Raw genomic sequence first — 14,811 nt, forward strand, 5'->3', positions numbered from 1 at the left:
AAAGGGATTTAAAAATGAAAAAAATCATTAGCACAGACAATGCTCCTAAAGCAGTGGGTCCATATTCTCAAGCAGTCCAAATGGGCGACTTTTTGTTTTGCTCTGGGCAAATTTCCATTGATCCTAAAACAAACGAAGTTTTCACAGGCGATATCAGAACTCAAACTGAAATGGTGATGAGAAATATCGACGCGGTTCTTTCTGCTTCAGGAATGAACTTCGGCAATATTATCAAAACAACGATCTTCATCACGAACATGGGTGACTTTGCGACAGTGAATGAAGTTTACGCGAAGTCTTTCAAAGAAGCTCCGCCAGCGCGTTCAACGGTGGCTGTGGCAGCTTTGCCAAAAGGCGTGAACGTGGAGATTGAAGTCATTGCGCATCGCTAAGTCTTTGCTGCGATCGCGATCTTTCTGGGCTTTGCTGCTTTTAAGCGGCGTTGTGGTCTTTCGTTTTTACGACGAATACCAAAAAGTTCAGAAAGAAACGGTGCAGTCTTGGCTAAAAACACCGACGGCGGATTGCGCTGTCGTATTGACCGGAGGCGCGGGTAGGGTGCGAGAAGGTTTCGATCTTCTCGCCAACCAAAACGTGAAGAAGCTTATCATCTCTGGTGTTTATTCCAACGCTCGTTTGCGTGAGATCATGCCGGTGTGGTCCTTCTATGGCAACCTCACGGAAAACGATGTCGTCCTTGATCGTCGTTCTGAAACCACCTACGGAAATGCCCAGCAAAGCCTTCCGATTGTGGAAGCCTTGAAGTGCCGGGACATCTTGCTTGTGACATCCCGATTGCATATGTATCGCTCTTATCAAACTTTTCGAGCGACGTTCCCAGAGAATATCTACATTCAAAAACACGCCATTATCGGCGGACGCTACGAGGCCTCGGTCTGGGAGACAAACTTTGAGGCCCTAAAATCCCTGTTTTACTCTCTGTGGGCCTATTAAAACAGGACCTTGATCTAATCGCATTTTACTGAGCATTTCCGATAAGTCCTTAGAGAAATCGAGGGACTTAGCATGACTTCTTTACTGGCGCAGATAGATTCGCTAGGAAGATTTGTTACGAAAAATTTGGAGTACACAGCACGTGTCCTCCTGATGGTCTATCTTTCTCTTCGTGCCACCGCTCTTGATAAAGCCCAAGGCTTTCGCCAGATTGTCGGCGTTATTTCTGCGCAAATTTATTTTACAGGATTCCAAGCCCTTCCTTTGATTTCCGTTTTGGCGTTGGGCGTGGGTTCCATCATGATCTTGCAATCGCTTTCCAACTTAAGTCTCTTGGGTGGAACGCAGATGATTGGAAATTTTTTGATTGTCATGGTTTTGCGGGAAGCAGGGCCTTTGCTTGTGGCCTTGGTGGTGATTGCCCGGTCGGGAACGGCGGTCGCATCCGAAGTCGGCAACATGCGTGCGAATCGGGAAATTGAAGCGCTGGAAAGCATGGGAATTAACCCCATGAGTTTCATCGTCTTTCCTCGTGTGCTCGGTGGTATTATCAGCGTTCTGGGATTGGCTTTTTATTTCAACGTCATTGCGTTGATTGGCGGATTTTTAGTCACTCGTTTTGTGCAAGACATGCCGTTTTCATTCTATACGGACTCGTTAATGAAGGCTTTCGCTAAAGAAGACGTTTTAATCTTTCTTCTTAAAAACGGTTTTAGCGGGATGATTATTTTCGTTGTTTCTTGCTATCAGGGATTGTCGGTGAAGCGCAGTCCCCATGAAGTTCCTCAGGTCACAACTCAGGCCGTGGTGAACAGTATCATCTTTGTCGTCATATTTAATTTAATGGTTTCAGCTTTGTTTTATTTAAATCAACTTCGCAGTTTAGGGGTGGTCTAATGAAAATCGAGAGTCTTAAATTTGAAGGTGTATCATTCACTCATGAAGGGCAAGATCCGATTGTTCAAAATGTGGAATTTGATTTTCCAATGAATGAAATTCTTTGGGTGAAAGCCGAAGAAGGCGCAGGCAAAAGTTCACTCTTGCAAATCCTGGCGGGTCTGCAAATTCCTCAGTCGGGTAAATATCTGATTAACGGCGAAAACGTTGTGGAGATGTCGTTTGAAGAGTTTTTACCTTATCGCTTGCAGATCGGATACTCTTTTGATTATGGCGGTTTGATTAACAATCGCACTCTTTTTGATAACTTGATGTTGCCACTTCTTTATCACAAAGTCGTGTCTCCGGAGGAAGCAAAAGAACGTGTGAATGAAATGTTTAAAGAGTTTAGTGCAGAGAAATTTGCCCATGAAAGACCCGCGCACGTGCCCGGGCGTATTCGTAAGCTGGCGTGTTTGATGCGTGCTTTGGTGATGCGTCCGCAGGTTCTTCTTTTGGATGATCCAAGTGTCGGGCTTGGTCAAGACAGCGTTTATGGCTTTGTGGACCATATTCATAGACTTCGTAAAGAGGGCTATTTCAATCATGTTTTCATCAGTTCTTATGATGAGAAGTTTATGAATCTTTTTGCTTATCAAATTATTCACTTGGATGAAGGACAGCTTTATTACCAGGCTGTAGATCCTGAGAAAAGAGTTGTTCATCTATGATGAAGGTGAAATTCAATAAATTTGAAAGAGTCGCCGGGCTTTTTGTTGTTCTTGCGATCCTGGGAGTGATCCTCACGGGTGTGAGTGCCGCAATTAAACAGGGCTGGTTCGAACCGAAAGTTCGTTATACGACGACGTTTGAGAATGCCGACGGAATTCATCAGGGGACTTTGGTGCAAATGTCAGGCCTGCGTGCCGGCGCTGTTGAGACCGTGGAGCTTGAAAGCGACAACCGCATTCGTGTGGGCTTTTACGTTTTAGGCAAATTCCAAAACAGAATTCGTGAAAACAGCACCGTGCAATTGATCCGTCCTTTTATCATTGGTGAAAGAGTTTTGGATCTGTCTGTAGGAAGTGAACAGTTTGAAGTGATTCCGGCGCAAAGCGCGGTGAAGTCATTAGAGACTGTGGATCTTATGACTTTGATGAGTGGTAAGAATATGAACTCTTACCTTACAAAATTGGGCGGTATCTTAGAAAGCATGCAAGTTATCATGGACGCTTTTGCGGATAAAAGCCGTGCCGAGAGTTTGGTTCGTGTGATTGACCGCTTAGATCCTTTAGTGAAGAACCTCAATACGATGTCTGTGGAAGTGATCAAGCTTTCTAAGCAAGCAACTCACGATGATGGCGTGCAAAAACTTGTTGGCAACTTGGCTGTGACAACCAAAGAGATCAATAAGATTCTTCCAGAGCTCAATGAACAAAATCCAGAGCTAGCGCAAGATCTTGCGGTTATGACGCAAAACTTGGCGACAGTGACAAAAGCTTTGGGTCCTGCGGTGAAGGCTGTGGAAACGGAACTTCCTGGCGCGAGTGTTCGCTTGGTGGAAGCTTTGAATGAAACTGTTGTTGTCCTGAAAGCAATGCAAAAGAGCTTCTTTATGCGAGGAAGTGTTCGCGAAGTGAGAGAAGAGGAATCAACAGAACGCATGCCTGCTCATAGTAAGTAGAAAATCGTTTCGTTTTGATTCTCATCCCAACAATTTTTTTTATTACTCTCAAGTAATAGTCTAGTTCGTTCGATAGTTCCCTTGCTCGCGAGAGCAGGGGTGAAACATGCGATCCTATTTTCGCTGTCTCGTTATTATACTCCTGAACGTTGCGGTACATAGAGTAGAAGCAAAAGATTTAAAAGTGGCCTTTGGCTTAGGTCGTCCACCTTACGTTTATCAGGAAAATGGTAAATGGAAGGGGATTGAAGTTGAGGTCGTCGGTGAGGTTCTTCGCCGTATGGGTTATCAGTTGAAAGCGGACAATATGTCGGCTTTGCGATTGGAGGCCGAAGCTCGTCACGGAAACTCCTACGATGTTGTTGTTGGAGTGGCGCAAGGTCCCGAGGGAGCCGCCTTTTACTCCGAGCCTTATATCTCCTTTGAAAATTATGTCGTGGCTTTAAAAAAGAAGAATCTTCGTCTTAAAGAAGTGAAAGATCTTTCATCTCTTAAAGTCGGCACTTGGCTGAATGCGTGGCGGGATTTGGGTTCTGTCTTTAAAACGACTTTTGGTCCCAAAGCCAATGGAAGTTTTCTAAGCAATTACAAAGAATACGCCAAACAAGAGGATCAGTGCGCGGCGTTCTGGCAGGAAAAAGTGGATGCGCTTGTTGTTGATAAGAATGTTTTCGGCTGGTTTAGAATGACACTGGCTAGCAAAATGGACACGTCGAAAGACATCGAGGTGTTCCGCCTTTTCCCGACAGAAATGCCTTCTTATGTGGCGTTTAGGAAAAAAGAGCTGCGAGACATCTTTAACGCGGAACTCACTAAGCTGAAAGACTCTGGCGAATACAATCGCATTGTGCGTAGCTACGCGGGCGAAAATCTCGCTGGTTTTCAGCTGTTTAAACAAAGCGTGCGCTAGAAATACCTTGAATCCCCCTTTGGAAATCCTATGATAAGGGGGATGTTGGTCGGTCACTTATTTCGCCATTTTATTTTCTCTAAAAGAGCTGGAGCTTTGATTCGCAGAATCTCCTGGCTGTCTTTGGTTGGAATCTCCATCAGTGTCACGGCTTTTCTGGTTGTTCTATTCGTGATGAACGGCATGAATGCCTCTATTAAAAAAAGAATCTTGGGTCTAGAGCCTCATTTGTATGTTCAGGCTACGGGTGTTTCATCGGCATCAGGTCTTGAAGCGCATCCTGTTTTTCAACGCCTTAAAGAAAATCCAGAGAACAAAGCCTATGTTTACGAAACTCAAGACGTCATCGTGCGCAGTCAAGATGGGCAGTTTCGTGGCGGGATTGCACGGGGAGTGACGAAAGAGAGTCTTGGTTACTTCATTGAACAGCTTCAAAAAATGGAGCGAAAGAATCAAGACAAAGAATCTCCGGCCTATTTCTGGGACCCGCAAGATGTGCCTGGTGAGGGCGAAGTCATTATGGGTGTGGACTTGGCGCAGTCCTTGGGAGTTTTTGAAGGGGACTATATCACGGTGGTGTCGCCATCGGGTCTTTTGTTACCCCCGGGGGAGACTCCTAAGTTTGAACGTGTGAAGATCAAACGCATTGTGACGACAAGTCTTGCCGATGTGGATTCTCAGTATCTTTTCTATCAACGTGAAAAGGCTTTAAATTCTTTGGTGAACGAGGGCTTGCGTAAGTTAGGTATTGAAGTGTGGCTCGCGCAAGAAAGCACCGTTGAGAGTGTGAAAGAAGATCTTATGAAGTTTTCGGATGTCAGTGTGGAAACTTGGATGGATCGCAACTCGGCGCTTTTATATGCTCTGAAGCTTGAGAAGCTTACGATTGGAACTTTCTTAGGTCTTGCGGGTATTATCGCAGCCAGTTCTATTTTGACGGTGTTAGCGCTTTTACTTTCTCAGAAAAAAAGAGATATCGCGATTCTTCGCACGATTGGTTTTTCTGCGAAGCAAACGGTACGAACATTTACGTTGCTAGGATTTCTTTTAGCCTCTGTCGGCGTTTTAACAGGTGTTATCTTGGGAACAGGAATCAGCTTGTATATTGAAGCCAATCCATTGCGATTGGTGTCTTCAGAAATTTATTACGATCCCTCATTGCCAGCTTTGGTCGACTACGGCCTTGTCTTTGGAGTCCTTGTCGTCAGTGCTTTGATCGCGTGGTTCGGATCTTATATTCCCGCTAGAACAGCGGCGGAGGTAGAACCCTCCGACGCCTTAAGAATGAAGTAATTAAACACTCACTTGATAGTCACGAAGTGCGTCTGTCAAAGAAGTCTTTAAGTCTGTGCTTGGTTTTCTTTTGCCGATGATAAGAGCGCAAGGCACTCCATATTTTCCGGCAGCAAAATCTTTCATTTGGGTTCCAGGGATCACAACGCAGTTGGCAGGCACGCGGCCTTTGTATTCCACCGGAGATGATCCAGTCACATCAATAATTTTAGTGCTTGCTGTGATAGTGACGCCCGCGCCAAGAACAGCGCCTTCTTCAATCACGGCACCTTCAACGACGATACAGCGACTGCCAATAAAGGCGTTGTCTTCAACGATCACCGGGCTTGCTTGCACGGGCTCTAAAACTCCGCCGATACCCACGCCACCTGAAAGATGCACGTTCTTGCCGATTTGTGCGCAAGACCCCACAGTAGCCCAAGTATCCACCATCGTACCTGATCCGACATAGGCACCGATGTTCACATAAGAAGGCATTAAGATCGCGCCTTTTTCAATGAAAGAACCTTTGCGAGCCAAAGCGTGAGGGACCACGCGAACGCCATCTTCTTCGCTCCATTGTTTTACGGGAATTTTATCGAAGTAAGTAAAGTCACCAGCTTTCATCACATCCATTTTTTGAGTACGGAAGTAAAGCAAGATGGCTTTCTTAATCCATTCGTGAGTGATCCAGCCTTCTGCGGTTTTTTCGCAAACGCGAATGCGACCGGCATCAAGGCCTTCAATGGTTTCAAAAATGGCTTTCAATTCATTCGTAGAAAGTTGGTCTGTGGTTTTTCCGTTTTGAATGTCAGAGTAGATTTGATTTACTTCAGTTTGCATAGACTCTCCCTCTATTTTTCTAAAACTTTCAGTGATTCCATGATCGCTGGGACGTGGATTTCAATAATTTTTTCTGCGGAAAGGCCTCTTTCGATTTCGTAAGTGATCGTCGGAAGATGTCTTTCAAGTCCTGTAAATGTACCCAGGCAACCTGGAGTCGGGTAACCAATGTCGTCATCAATTTTGTATCCAGTTCTTTGCGCAAGGACCTCAGCCACTGCACGGCAGTCGCCATTGACGTTCAAAACCGGATGCCAGGAATGCAAAGAGAGAATAAAGACAGGCTTTTTCTTTTCAAGGTATTCAATCAAACCTTTGTTTTCGTTCTCGCTGCCCGCAAAGGGACCTGGATGATAACGTGGAGTTTTTACTTCAGGAGACCAATCTTTTGTTGGTAAGTTGCGATTAAGATCAACGCCGTTGCCATTGCCACGGGTCTTAAAAATCACGCCTTCAAAGTTGAACTGAGGAACCAGAGTGAGGTTCAATTTGTAGGGAAAGGACTGCATGAAGTTTTTAAGCAGTTCTTGGGAGGCAATGACGCCTTCGACTTCGTCCCCGTGAACGCCGCCCAGAATAAGGACCTCAGGGCCGCCATTGTGAAATTCATAGGCAATGACCGGCATGCCCTTAGAAGTGTAAGTAAAAATAGAAGTTTTCATGACAAAGTATCCTTCTTGGGGGAAACTGTACCTCGTACTCGGACGACGAGCAACTGCTAGCATGGGATCTTCATGGAATACGTTAATAATGAATTGTGTCTAGGGCCGTTAAAAAAAGCTCTTTTGCCTCTGTGTGCAAACTATATGCGGCCTATTTATGTTTATGACCTCGATTTTATCAGTCAAAGATATCAAGCCATGAAGAGGGCTTTAGGCCCAACGCGCCTTTTCTATGCGGTGAAAGCCAATCCCAATGTGGAAATCCTGCAAAGACTTAAAAGGTTGGGAGCAGGTGCGGATGTTGTTTCTTTGGGCGAAATCAAGCGGGCTTTGGAGAGTGGATTTTCTGTTCAGGATATCGTCTATAGTGGTGTTGGAAAAACGCGCCATGAAATCACTGAAGCCTTAAAACTTGGTATTTATCAAATCAATGTGGAAAGCCTGCCGGAGTTGGAGCGTATTGGCTCTCTTGCTAAAAGCATGGGAAAAAAAGCTTCTGTGGCTTTGCGGTTGAATCCCGACATTGACATTAAAACTCATCCCTATATCGCAACAGGTCTTAAAGATAACAAGTTCGGTATGGAACTTTCTCTTATTCCCGAACTTGTGAAATGCCTGAAGAGTCATGAAGATTCCATCGAACTTGTGGGTGTCAGTCTTCACTTAGGTTCTATGATGATGGAATTTTCAGGGTACAAAGAGGCTTTGCAAATTCTTAAGAAGATCTATGTTGATCTGCAAAAGCAATTTCCAACCCTCAAGCGTTTTGATTTCGGCGGTGGATTGGGGATTTTCTATGACCGCTTGGATCTGGAGTTAGAGGAAAGTCTCTTGCGCGATTATGCGAAAATCACTCTGGAAACCTTGAGTGATCTTAACTGCGAATTGCAATCAGAGCCAGGCCGCTGGTTGGTAGGGCATTGCGGAGCTTTGATCACGCAAGTGCAGTACATCAAAAAAACTTCGGCAAAAACGTTTCTGGTTGTAGACTCTGGAATGAATCATTTGATTCGTCCTTCTTTGTACGAAGCCGATCATTTGATTTTACCATTGGTAAAATCACAGGAAAATATGAAGGCCGATGTAGTAGGGCCGATCTGTGAATCTTCAGACTTTTTTGCAAAAGACAGAACTTTGGGAAAAGTTTCGGAAGGGGACTTTGTCGCGGTGATGGACTCCGGAGCTTACGGATACTCCATGGCGAGTGTTTATAATCTTCAGGAACTTCCCTTAGAAATTTGTATTTAAAGATCCACAACGCGGAACTCGTCCGCTTTGACCGGTTTTAAAATACGGTGAGCCACTTCGGTAAAATGAACGGAGTGGTCTGTGGTCATAATATCAATATGACGAGACTCGCCGGAAGTATTTACTCCCAAACGTCCTTGCTGGAAATCACGAGTCAGCCAATTGGCGATAGCTTCCCCTGAATCCACCAACTCAATGGAAGATCCCGTCACGCGAGCGATGGAATTTTTTAAAATCGGGTAGTGCGTGCAACCTAAAATCAGTGTGTCGATATGATGTTGCAAAAGCGGGCTCAGATAGCGAAATACAATCAAGTTCGTCACCGGATCAGAATCCCAACCCTCTTCGGCTAAAGGAACAAAAAGCGGACAGGCTTGATCAAAGATCTGAGCTTTGGAGTTCATCTCTAAGATTTTTTTTGTGTAGGCCTGGCTGTTGATTGTCGCGCGAGTTCCAAGAACACCAATACGCCCTGTGGGTGAAACTTCTAAAGCACGCTGTGAACCGGGTTCGATCACATTGTAAATAGGAAGTCCATCGAACTCATGCTCTGTCAGTTGGCTGGAAGCCGTGTTGCAGGCAATGACGATGGCTTTCACATTTTGTTTTTCAAGGAACTGAATATTCTGCTCAGAATATTTACGAATGGTCTGTGGAGACTTGGACCCATATGGCAAACGAGCGGTGTCCCCCAAGTAAAGAAAATTTTCTTGAGGGAATTGCAAAGCGAGTTCCTTAAGAACGGTGAGGCCACCGATCCCAGAATCAAATACGCCTATGGGTCGTGAATCCGAAGTCGACATTCTTAACTTTTTACCCCGTGGGCACGAGATTCGGCAATACCATTTGCTGACATTTCCATAAAGAGAGCTTTCTCACGAATTTCAGCAATTGTTGTCGCATTAATATAACTCATACCAGAGCGAATTCCGCCAGCCACTTCAAGGATCACATCCTTAACATGTCCTTTGACATTCACTTGCGTCGCTTCACCTTCTGGAGCCATACCCTCTGGAACGCCACCACGCCAAGAGTCTTGGGCAGAGCGCGAAGCCATACCACGGTATTGTTTTTTACCGTTTTTAATTTCTCCCGGTGTTTCGATCGTGCCGGAAAGCATGCTTCCCAACATCACGACACTTGCACCAGCGGCAAAAGCTTTCACCATGTCGCCAGATGTGCGGATACCACCGTCAGCGATGACAGGAACTCCGTAGCTTTCTGCAACTTCAGCGCAAAGAGCAACAGCCGTCAGTTGTGGAACTCCGCAACCTGTGATGATACGAGTCGTGCACATAGAACCAGGTCCGATACCCACCTTGATGGCATCAGCACCCGCTTCGATCAAATCGCGAGCAGCATCCGGAGTCGCCATATTTCCTGCGATGATTTCGATTTGTGGATGATTGTCTTTCAACCACTTCAAAGTTTCCATCATTTGCACCGAGTGACCGTGGGCGATGTCGATAGTGATAAGATTCACGCCGGCATCGATCAAAAGTTTTGCGCGACTTTTAAACTCCTCACCAACACCCACGCTGGCAGAGATGTTTTTTACTCCAGCTTCCTTCAAACGACGAGCTTGGGCGGCTTGTTCTTCCGTTGTGATAAAGCGATGAAGAATACCAAGGCCACCCAATTGATTCATAGCCAAAGCCATATCGTACTCTGTGATGGTATCCATATTGGCGCTGATAATCGGCATTTCGATAGAAATCTTTTTAGTCAGCTTTGTAGTAAGATGTGGATCACGACGAGAGCGGATGTCAGAACGCGCTGGAGTGATAAGCACGTCATCGAAAGTGAGACCGCGACCACGATTTTTAATGTCTTTCCAATTAAACATGAGCGTCATGTTTTCTTACCTCGCTTCTAAAGATATTGAACAAAATATGAGTTGAAACCAAAAGCAAATAAGTGTCGAGCGCTGAAAGAATCAGGCTTTGCAGCGGTGTCTTCCAAATCAAACGATAGGAATCAAAGAAGGCCGACAGTATCACGGGAACAAAGAGGTGAAAGAGAATGAAAACTCCCAGAACCTTCAGCCAATTGTGGCGCACAATGGATGCTGATTTTTTGAGCGCGTCCTCTTTGCCGTCCTCATATTTAGTGGAAGATGTCACAACCAGGGGGACTAAACTGTATTCAATGAACTTCCAAATCCCCGGCAATATAAAGAGTAAAGACCAGAGAAGGGTCTTTCCCCAGGAACGCAAGGTCTCAATATAAATCTGATTCAGATTTTTCCCTAAAAACTCTTCCAAGGATTTTGTCCAACCTGTCAGAGTGTTTAAAGCATAAAGAGCGATGGCCGTTAAAAGAACCGGGAAGACAATGCTGCTGATAATAGAAAGAAATCCGAAGAAATAAACCTGTTGCTGAGCTCCGTTAGGGTCTCTGAGTGCATTTTCGATATGAAGATTCAGGTACTGGTCTATGTTGCTCGACAGAACGACCAGGGCGAACAGAGGAAGGAATACTTTTTTAAAAACCTGTAGGTTTTCGGCGAAAAAATTCACTTAAGTATTTAGATCGCGAAACCTAGGGGGAGTCAAGCGGACTCTTGTTAAGAAACAGGCCTAAATAAACCCGATAAGCGGCATAATAATCCTAGGAGGCCATCATGGGGCTTCGGATAATGGTCACAGGTGCAAGTGGCACTATGGGCCAAGAGTTAGTAAAGCTTTTACACAAGACGGGGGCTGACTTTATTGCCGCCTCTCGCTCTTTGGACCGTCTTCCACCGGGAATTCGGGGTCTCCAGATGAATTATGACAGTCTTCCTCTTTTAGAACAGGCTTTTCGCGGCATTGACGTCCTTTTTTTCTTGCAGCCTTTCGCTGAAGATATGTCCGTGCAGGCGGAAAAAGTTTTTCGCGCGGCTCGCTCCGTGGGGGTGGAGTTTGTGCTCAAAGTTTCAGGCATGGGGGCTTCGCCCTTGTCTCGCTACCTTTTCCAGAGAGTTCAGGGTGAGGTTGATGATCTTTTACAGAAAAGCGGTTTGCGCTATTGCATTTTGCGCCCCAATATCTTTATGCAAAGTTTTATTGTTCCTTGGGGAGAGTTCATTCGACAGGGGACACTTTATTTACCCCAAGGTGAAGGGCGCACATCTTTCTTTGATGCGCGGGATGCGGCCGAAGCGGCGGCAAAGATTTTATCAGACCCGATTCGCTTTCATAAAAATATTTTTGATTTTACCGGAGAACGGGCGATTTCAAATGCTGAAGCGGTTTCTTTGATTTCTCACCAAGTGCAAAGACGGCTAGCCTATGTGCCCATCACGGAAGAGGTGGCTCTAAAGTCCATGCAAAAATCAGGTATTGATCCTTGGGATTCTGATTTGATGATGAGTATTCATCGCGCTGCCAAAGAAGGACAGATCTCCAATGTCTCAAATACATTCTTAAAACTTATGGGAAAAGAACCACGGCGCTTTGAAGATTTTTGCAAAGAAATGAAAGAGCAGTGGATGCCTCCATCCCCAAAAGAAATAGAGTCACCTCCCTAGAAATTATTTTTGTTTTGGAACAACGGCGACAGTAAGGCGACTGATACACACCAGTTTTTCATCCTCGGTCGTGATTTTAATCTCCCAAACTTGAGTGGTGCGGCCAAGGTGGATTGGAACGGCACGGCCAATGACTTTGCCAGATTTAACGGCACGAATGTGATTGGCATTAATATCAAGACCCATGCATTGATGAGTGTCAGGAGCATAAAGTTGCGCGCCAATACTGCCAAGAGTTTCCGCAAGAACCACAGAAGCGCCCCCATGCAAAATTCCAAATACTTGGTGAGTTCTGTGGTCGACGGGCATTTCACCTTCAAGTAGGTTGTCCTCAATACGGGTGAGGCGAATGCCTAAGTGTTCGACCATGGTGTTTTTGCTTAAAGAATTTAATTCTTCAACGCTGGTGTTCTTTCTGCGAATTTCCATACAATGTCCTCAATTCCACTTGTATGATGTAAATAGAATTCTTATTGGTCAAGGGGCTCTTCAGAGAGGAACTATGAAAACGGATTTATCAGCGGTGACGAAACCTCTGTTGCGTGGGCATTTTCATCAGGCAGCGTTCTTTTTTGCTTTGGGGGCCTGTGCAATGCTGATTGCGGCAAGTCACGACGTCAAAGCTCTTATTGCGAATATCGTGTATTCGTTAAGTCTTGCAGGACTGTTTGGTATCAGTGCTCTTTATCATCGCCCGCAGTGGAAACCGGAAGCGCGTATGTGGATGAGACGTCTGGATCACGCTGCGATATTTATTTTAATCGCAGGCACCGGGACTCCGATTGCGTTGTTGGCAATCTCGGGAGAATCGGGAAATAGATTTTTAACCATCATTTGGATTGCGGCAGCCATTGGTGTGATTCAATCTCTGTTTTGGGTGAAAGCACCGAAGTGGCTGGCGGCCATTTTATATATCATTATGGGATGGCTGGCTGTTCCCTATATGTCCGAGATTAAAAATGCTCTTGGTCAGGGGAGTGTGACGGCTCTTTTGATTGGTGGAATTATTTATACTCTGGGAGCTTTGGTTTATGCTTTGAAGCGTCCCAATCCTGCGCCGCAAGTTTTTGGTTATCATGAGATCTTTCATGTTCTTGTGATTATCGCTGCGGCTTTTCATTTTGTCGTGATTGCCAGTCTTGTGATGTGAAGTGAAAGGCTGTTCGTTTGGATTCAAAAGACCTTCGCAAAATTGCGGTTGTTGGAAATGCTGGAGGAGGAAAAACCACTCTCAGTCGTCATCTGGCGAAAATTCACAATCTGCCTTTAACTCATGTGGATGCGATTCAGTTTGTTAAGGGAATGCAAATCAGACCTCATCGTGAATCTATTCAAATTCTGAAAGAGGTTCAAGAGCAGGACTCTTGGATTATCGATGGCTACGGTCCTTTGGATATTATCGAAAAACGATTTCAAGCTTCAGACCGTGTGGTGTTTATCGATTTTCCATTGTGGCGGCACTATTGGTGGTGCACGAAAAGACAGATTCAGAATCTTTGGTCCAGGCGGGAAGAGCTGCCAGAGGGCTGCGATGAACTGACATTTGCTCATACTGTGAAGCTCTATAAAACTTTGTGGCGCGTGCACAAACTGATGCGTCCCGAGCTTTTGCGTATTTTTGCAAGAGACAATTTAAAAGGAAAAGTCTTGTATGTGCGAACTTTGAAAGACTGGAAGCGCCTTTCAAAGTTCGGGTTGTCACAAGATTAAAGGCAGTTGGCTTCATCCCAAGCGGCATCGCCATCTTGGTCATCTTGTCCAGAGTAGATATCCGTCACTGTGCATTTGCCGTTTACAATTCGGATTGTCACGCCCGTAAGACCACTGCCATCTCCAAATTGGATTTCTTCAAGTTTTGGGTCTGCTTTGTGTTTGCAAGACCAAATGACAGACATCGTTTCTCTGAATTCTTTCAAAGACATCTCGGCATATTTCGCAGCTTCTTTTTCTGCAAAGTTAGCACATTTCAAATTCGCCGATGCGAAGGCAAAGTTTGTAGAAACAAGAGTCGTAAGAAGGACAAGGACCGTTTTCATAAAAGCTCCTAGTTTTAGTTTTAAATGAGAGGCTTCTTATATTTAGAAAGCCGCGGTTTTGCCAGTGCATTGGTCTTATTTAAATATTCATTGGGAGCATGGTAATATCTGCAAAAGGGAGTTAAGCTAAGGCCATGATTGATTCCGCGGGGCTTTATGTTCAAGCAGATGGCAGCAATGGAGACTCCGCCCATAGAACGGGCTTAGCGTGTGCCTTGTATTGTCTGACGGGACAGGCGGATAAAGCCGAAGCTTTGTATTCAACTATCGTGAGTCGACTCGAAGTCCATCCCGGTATTTATCGCAGATCTCCTTATGGGGATACCTGGGACACGGACCCTCGCTGTTTTAGTCGCGATCAAGCCAGCCGATTGATTCTGGCTTTTGCTCTGTTAGGTAAAAAGAAGCAGATTAAGTCTTGGCTCTGGCAGATGTTTAAAAGAGGATTCTTTCACCAAAACAATCTGAATGATGAAGCGGGCCGCTGGAAGTTCCCGGATCTGATGGGAATCGGGGAGTGGTCCAATATTATCCGGGGGCTTGGCTGGTGGTGGGCTTATCCTTTCCTGGTTTTGTTGGATCTAAATTTTATCGGCATGGTCTTTCTCAGGAAACCCTGGGATGGAGCGAGTCTGTATGTCCCAGATTTGAAGTACGCCCAGCGTAAATACCCAACGCCGACGGCATGGCTTGCAGAAAAATTCAACGCACGGGTTCCTTGGTATGAAGAAGCTCTGAATAATCATGCAGAAAGCGAAAATGGGTGCATTGAGTGTCAGAATCTTTTTGTCGAGCTTAAGAAAAGATCGTAAGGT

The 14,811-nt window shown here is 45.3% G+C and carries 19 protein-coding genes; 12 read left to right on the forward strand and 7 right to left on the reverse strand.

The annotated features are described in order from the left end of the window. The first annotated feature begins 14 nt into the window (after window positions 1-14). The 7 genes from ACL934_RS08910 (at window position 15) to ACL934_RS08940 (ending at window position 5,717) form a co-directional block, all read left to right on the forward strand. The gene (locus tag ACL934_RS08910) at window positions 15-392 is read left to right on the forward strand and encodes a RidA family protein (protein ID WP_374080077.1); all 378 of its coding nucleotides are present in this window, start codon (window positions 15-17) and stop codon (window positions 390-392) included. Beyond that, window positions 370-954: a YdcF family protein gene (locus ACL934_RS08915; protein ID WP_374080080.1), complete on the forward strand. Its 585-nt coding sequence runs from the start codon at window positions 370-372 to the stop codon at window positions 952-954. The genes ACL934_RS08910 and ACL934_RS08915 overlap by 23 nt, the downstream gene beginning before the upstream one ends. Window positions 955-1,026: 72 nt before the next feature. Then, the gene (locus ACL934_RS08920) at window positions 1,027-1,851 is read left to right on the forward strand and encodes an MlaE family ABC transporter permease (protein ID WP_374080082.1); all 825 of its coding nucleotides are present in this window, start codon (window positions 1,027-1,029) and stop codon (window positions 1,849-1,851) included. Further along, window positions 1,851-2,561, forward strand: coding sequence for a cell division ATP-binding protein FtsE (locus tag ACL934_RS08925; protein ID WP_374080084.1), 711 nt, complete (start codon window positions 1,851-1,853; stop codon window positions 2,559-2,561). Before ACL934_RS08920 ends, ACL934_RS08925 begins: the two co-directional genes overlap by 1 nt. After that, entirely contained in the window at window positions 2,558-3,514 is a 957-nt protein-coding gene (locus ACL934_RS08930; protein ID WP_374080087.1) for an MlaD family protein, read from the forward strand. The genes ACL934_RS08925 and ACL934_RS08930 overlap by 4 nt, the downstream gene beginning before the upstream one ends. A gap of 184 nt (window positions 3,515-3,698) precedes the next feature. Further along, window positions 3,699-4,424, forward strand: a complete 726-nt coding sequence (locus tag ACL934_RS08935; RefSeq protein WP_374080090.1) for a substrate-binding periplasmic protein — start codon at window positions 3,699-3,701, stop codon at window positions 4,422-4,424. Between the two features lie 42 nt (window positions 4,425-4,466). Next, on the forward strand, window positions 4,467-5,717 hold the full coding sequence (locus tag ACL934_RS08940; RefSeq protein ID WP_374080093.1) for an FtsX-like permease family protein: 1,251 nt from the start codon (window positions 4,467-4,469) through the stop codon (window positions 5,715-5,717). Here the strand turns inward: ACL934_RS08940 and ACL934_RS08945 are convergent, their stop codons facing one another. After that, a complete protein-coding gene (locus ACL934_RS08945; RefSeq protein WP_374080096.1) occupies window positions 5,718-6,539 on the reverse strand; it encodes a 2,3,4,5-tetrahydropyridine-2,6-dicarboxylate N-succinyltransferase in 822 nt (273 codons plus the stop codon). It lies immediately after the preceding gene. 11 nt (window positions 6,540-6,550) lie between these two features. Beyond that, complete coding sequence (locus tag ACL934_RS08950; RefSeq protein WP_374080098.1) at window positions 6,551-7,201, reverse strand: M14 family zinc carboxypeptidase; 651 nt, start codon at window positions 7,199-7,201, stop codon at window positions 6,551-6,553. A 72-nt stretch (window positions 7,202-7,273) separates the two neighbouring features. On the opposite strand from ACL934_RS08950, the gene lysA reads away from it, so the two are divergent. Beyond that, complete coding sequence (gene lysA / locus ACL934_RS08955) at window positions 7,274-8,449, forward strand: diaminopimelate decarboxylase (RefSeq protein WP_413613380.1); 1,176 nt, start codon at window positions 7,274-7,276, stop codon at window positions 8,447-8,449. Here lysA and murI read toward each other — a convergent pair. The 3 genes from murI to ACL934_RS08970 are packed head-to-tail and all read right to left on the reverse strand — an operon-like array spanning window position 8,446 to window position 10,968. Then, the gene (gene murI, locus ACL934_RS08960) at window positions 8,446-9,252 is read right to left on the reverse strand and encodes a glutamate racemase (protein ID WP_374080102.1); all 807 of its coding nucleotides are present in this window, start codon (window positions 9,250-9,252) and stop codon (window positions 8,446-8,448) included. The genes lysA and murI overlap by 4 nt on opposite strands. Before the next feature lie 2 nt (window positions 9,253-9,254). Beyond that, window positions 9,255-10,304, reverse strand: a complete 1,050-nt coding sequence (locus ACL934_RS08965) for a guanosine monophosphate reductase (RefSeq protein WP_374080104.1) — start codon at window positions 10,302-10,304, stop codon at window positions 9,255-9,257. Then, window positions 10,288-10,968, reverse strand: a complete 681-nt coding sequence (locus ACL934_RS08970) for a hypothetical protein (protein ID WP_374080107.1) — start codon at window positions 10,966-10,968, stop codon at window positions 10,288-10,290. The genes ACL934_RS08965 and ACL934_RS08970 overlap by 17 nt, the downstream gene beginning before the upstream one ends. Before the next feature lie 104 nt (window positions 10,969-11,072). Here ACL934_RS08970 and ACL934_RS08975 point away from each other — a divergent pair, with 104 nt between their 5' ends. Further along, window positions 11,073-11,960, forward strand: a complete 888-nt coding sequence (locus ACL934_RS08975) for an SDR family oxidoreductase (RefSeq protein WP_374080110.1) — start codon at window positions 11,073-11,075, stop codon at window positions 11,958-11,960. A 3-nt stretch (window positions 11,961-11,963) separates the two neighbouring features. Here the strand turns inward: ACL934_RS08975 and ACL934_RS08980 are convergent, their stop codons facing one another. After that, window positions 11,964-12,389, reverse strand: a complete 426-nt coding sequence (locus ACL934_RS08980) for a hotdog fold thioesterase (RefSeq protein ID WP_374080113.1) — start codon at window positions 12,387-12,389, stop codon at window positions 11,964-11,966. A gap of 73 nt (window positions 12,390-12,462) precedes the next feature. Here ACL934_RS08980 and trhA point away from each other — a divergent pair, with 73 nt between their 5' ends. Together trhA and ACL934_RS08990 are read left to right on the forward strand one after the other, a co-directional pair. Continuing rightward, a complete protein-coding gene (gene trhA, locus ACL934_RS08985; RefSeq protein WP_374080116.1) occupies window positions 12,463-13,110 on the forward strand; it encodes a PAQR family membrane homeostasis protein TrhA in 648 nt (215 codons plus the stop codon). Window positions 13,111-13,127: 17 nt separating this feature from the next. Continuing rightward, window positions 13,128-13,670 (forward strand): adenylate kinase, encoded by a 543-nt coding sequence (locus tag ACL934_RS08990; protein ID WP_374080118.1) that lies wholly within the window; start codon window positions 13,128-13,130, stop codon window positions 13,668-13,670. Here ACL934_RS08990 and ACL934_RS08995 read toward each other — a convergent pair. Next, entirely contained in the window at window positions 13,667-13,996 is a 330-nt protein-coding gene (locus ACL934_RS08995) for a hypothetical protein (protein WP_374080120.1), read from the reverse strand. The two genes, ACL934_RS08990 and ACL934_RS08995, sit on opposite strands and share 4 nt — an antisense overlap. 134 nt (window positions 13,997-14,130) lie before the next feature. Between ACL934_RS08995 and ACL934_RS09000 the strand changes: the two genes are divergently transcribed. After that, window positions 14,131-14,808, forward strand: coding sequence for a hypothetical protein (locus ACL934_RS09000; protein ID WP_374080123.1), 678 nt, complete (start codon window positions 14,131-14,133; stop codon window positions 14,806-14,808). Window positions 14,809-14,811 lie beyond the last annotated feature (3 nt).

It is taken from the genome of Bdellovibrio sp. HCB-110, assembly GCF_047323225.1.
In the GTDB taxonomy this organism is placed as follows: domain Bacteria; phylum Bdellovibrionota; class Bdellovibrionia; order Bdellovibrionales; family Bdellovibrionaceae; genus Bdellovibrio.

What these genes read in the sequence shown, in the direction of transcription:
- ACL934_RS08910 (WP_374080077.1), top strand. Translation starts at nt 15, where the DNA reads ATGAAAAAAATCATTAGCACAGACAATGCTCCTAAAGCAGTGGGTCCA.
- ACL934_RS08920 (WP_374080082.1), top strand. Translation starts at nt 1,027, where the DNA reads ATGACTTCTTTACTGGCGCAGATAGATTCGCTAGGAAGATTTGTTACG.
- ACL934_RS08925 (WP_374080084.1), top strand. Translation starts at nt 1,851, where the DNA reads ATGAAAATCGAGAGTCTTAAATTTGAAGGTGTATCATTCACTCATGAA.
- ACL934_RS08930 (WP_374080087.1), top strand. Translation starts at nt 2,558, where the DNA reads ATGATGAAGGTGAAATTCAATAAATTTGAAAGAGTCGCCGGGCTTTTT.
- ACL934_RS08940 (WP_374080093.1), top strand. Translation starts at nt 4,467, where the DNA reads ATGTTGGTCGGTCACTTATTTCGCCATTTTATTTTCTCTAAAAGAGCT.
- ACL934_RS08945 (WP_374080096.1), bottom strand. Translation starts at nt 6,539, where the DNA reads ATGCAAACTGAAGTAAATCAAATCTACTCTGACATTCAAAACGGAAAA.
- ACL934_RS08950 (WP_374080098.1), bottom strand. Translation starts at nt 7,201, where the DNA reads ATGAAAACTTCTATTTTTACTTACACTTCTAAGGGCATGCCGGTCATT.
- lysA (WP_413613380.1), top strand. Translation starts at nt 7,274, where the DNA reads ATGGAATACGTTAATAATGAATTGTGTCTAGGGCCGTTAAAAAAAGCT.
- murI (WP_374080102.1), bottom strand. Translation starts at nt 9,252, where the DNA reads ATGTCGACTTCGGATTCACGACCCATAGGCGTATTTGATTCTGGGATC.
- ACL934_RS08965 (WP_374080104.1), bottom strand. Translation starts at nt 10,304, where the DNA reads ATGACGCTCATGTTTAATTGGAAAGACATTAAAAATCGTGGTCGCGGT.
- ACL934_RS08975 (WP_374080110.1), top strand. Translation starts at nt 11,073, where the DNA reads ATGGGGCTTCGGATAATGGTCACAGGTGCAAGTGGCACTATGGGCCAA.
- ACL934_RS08980 (WP_374080113.1), bottom strand. Translation starts at nt 12,389, where the DNA reads ATGGAAATTCGCAGAAAGAACACCAGCGTTGAAGAATTAAATTCTTTA.
- trhA (WP_374080116.1), top strand. Translation starts at nt 12,463, where the DNA reads ATGAAAACGGATTTATCAGCGGTGACGAAACCTCTGTTGCGTGGGCAT.
- ACL934_RS08995 (WP_374080120.1), bottom strand. Translation starts at nt 13,996, where the DNA reads ATGAAAACGGTCCTTGTCCTTCTTACGACTCTTGTTTCTACAAACTTT.
- ACL934_RS09000 (WP_374080123.1), top strand. Translation starts at nt 14,131, where the DNA reads ATGATTGATTCCGCGGGGCTTTATGTTCAAGCAGATGGCAGCAATGGA.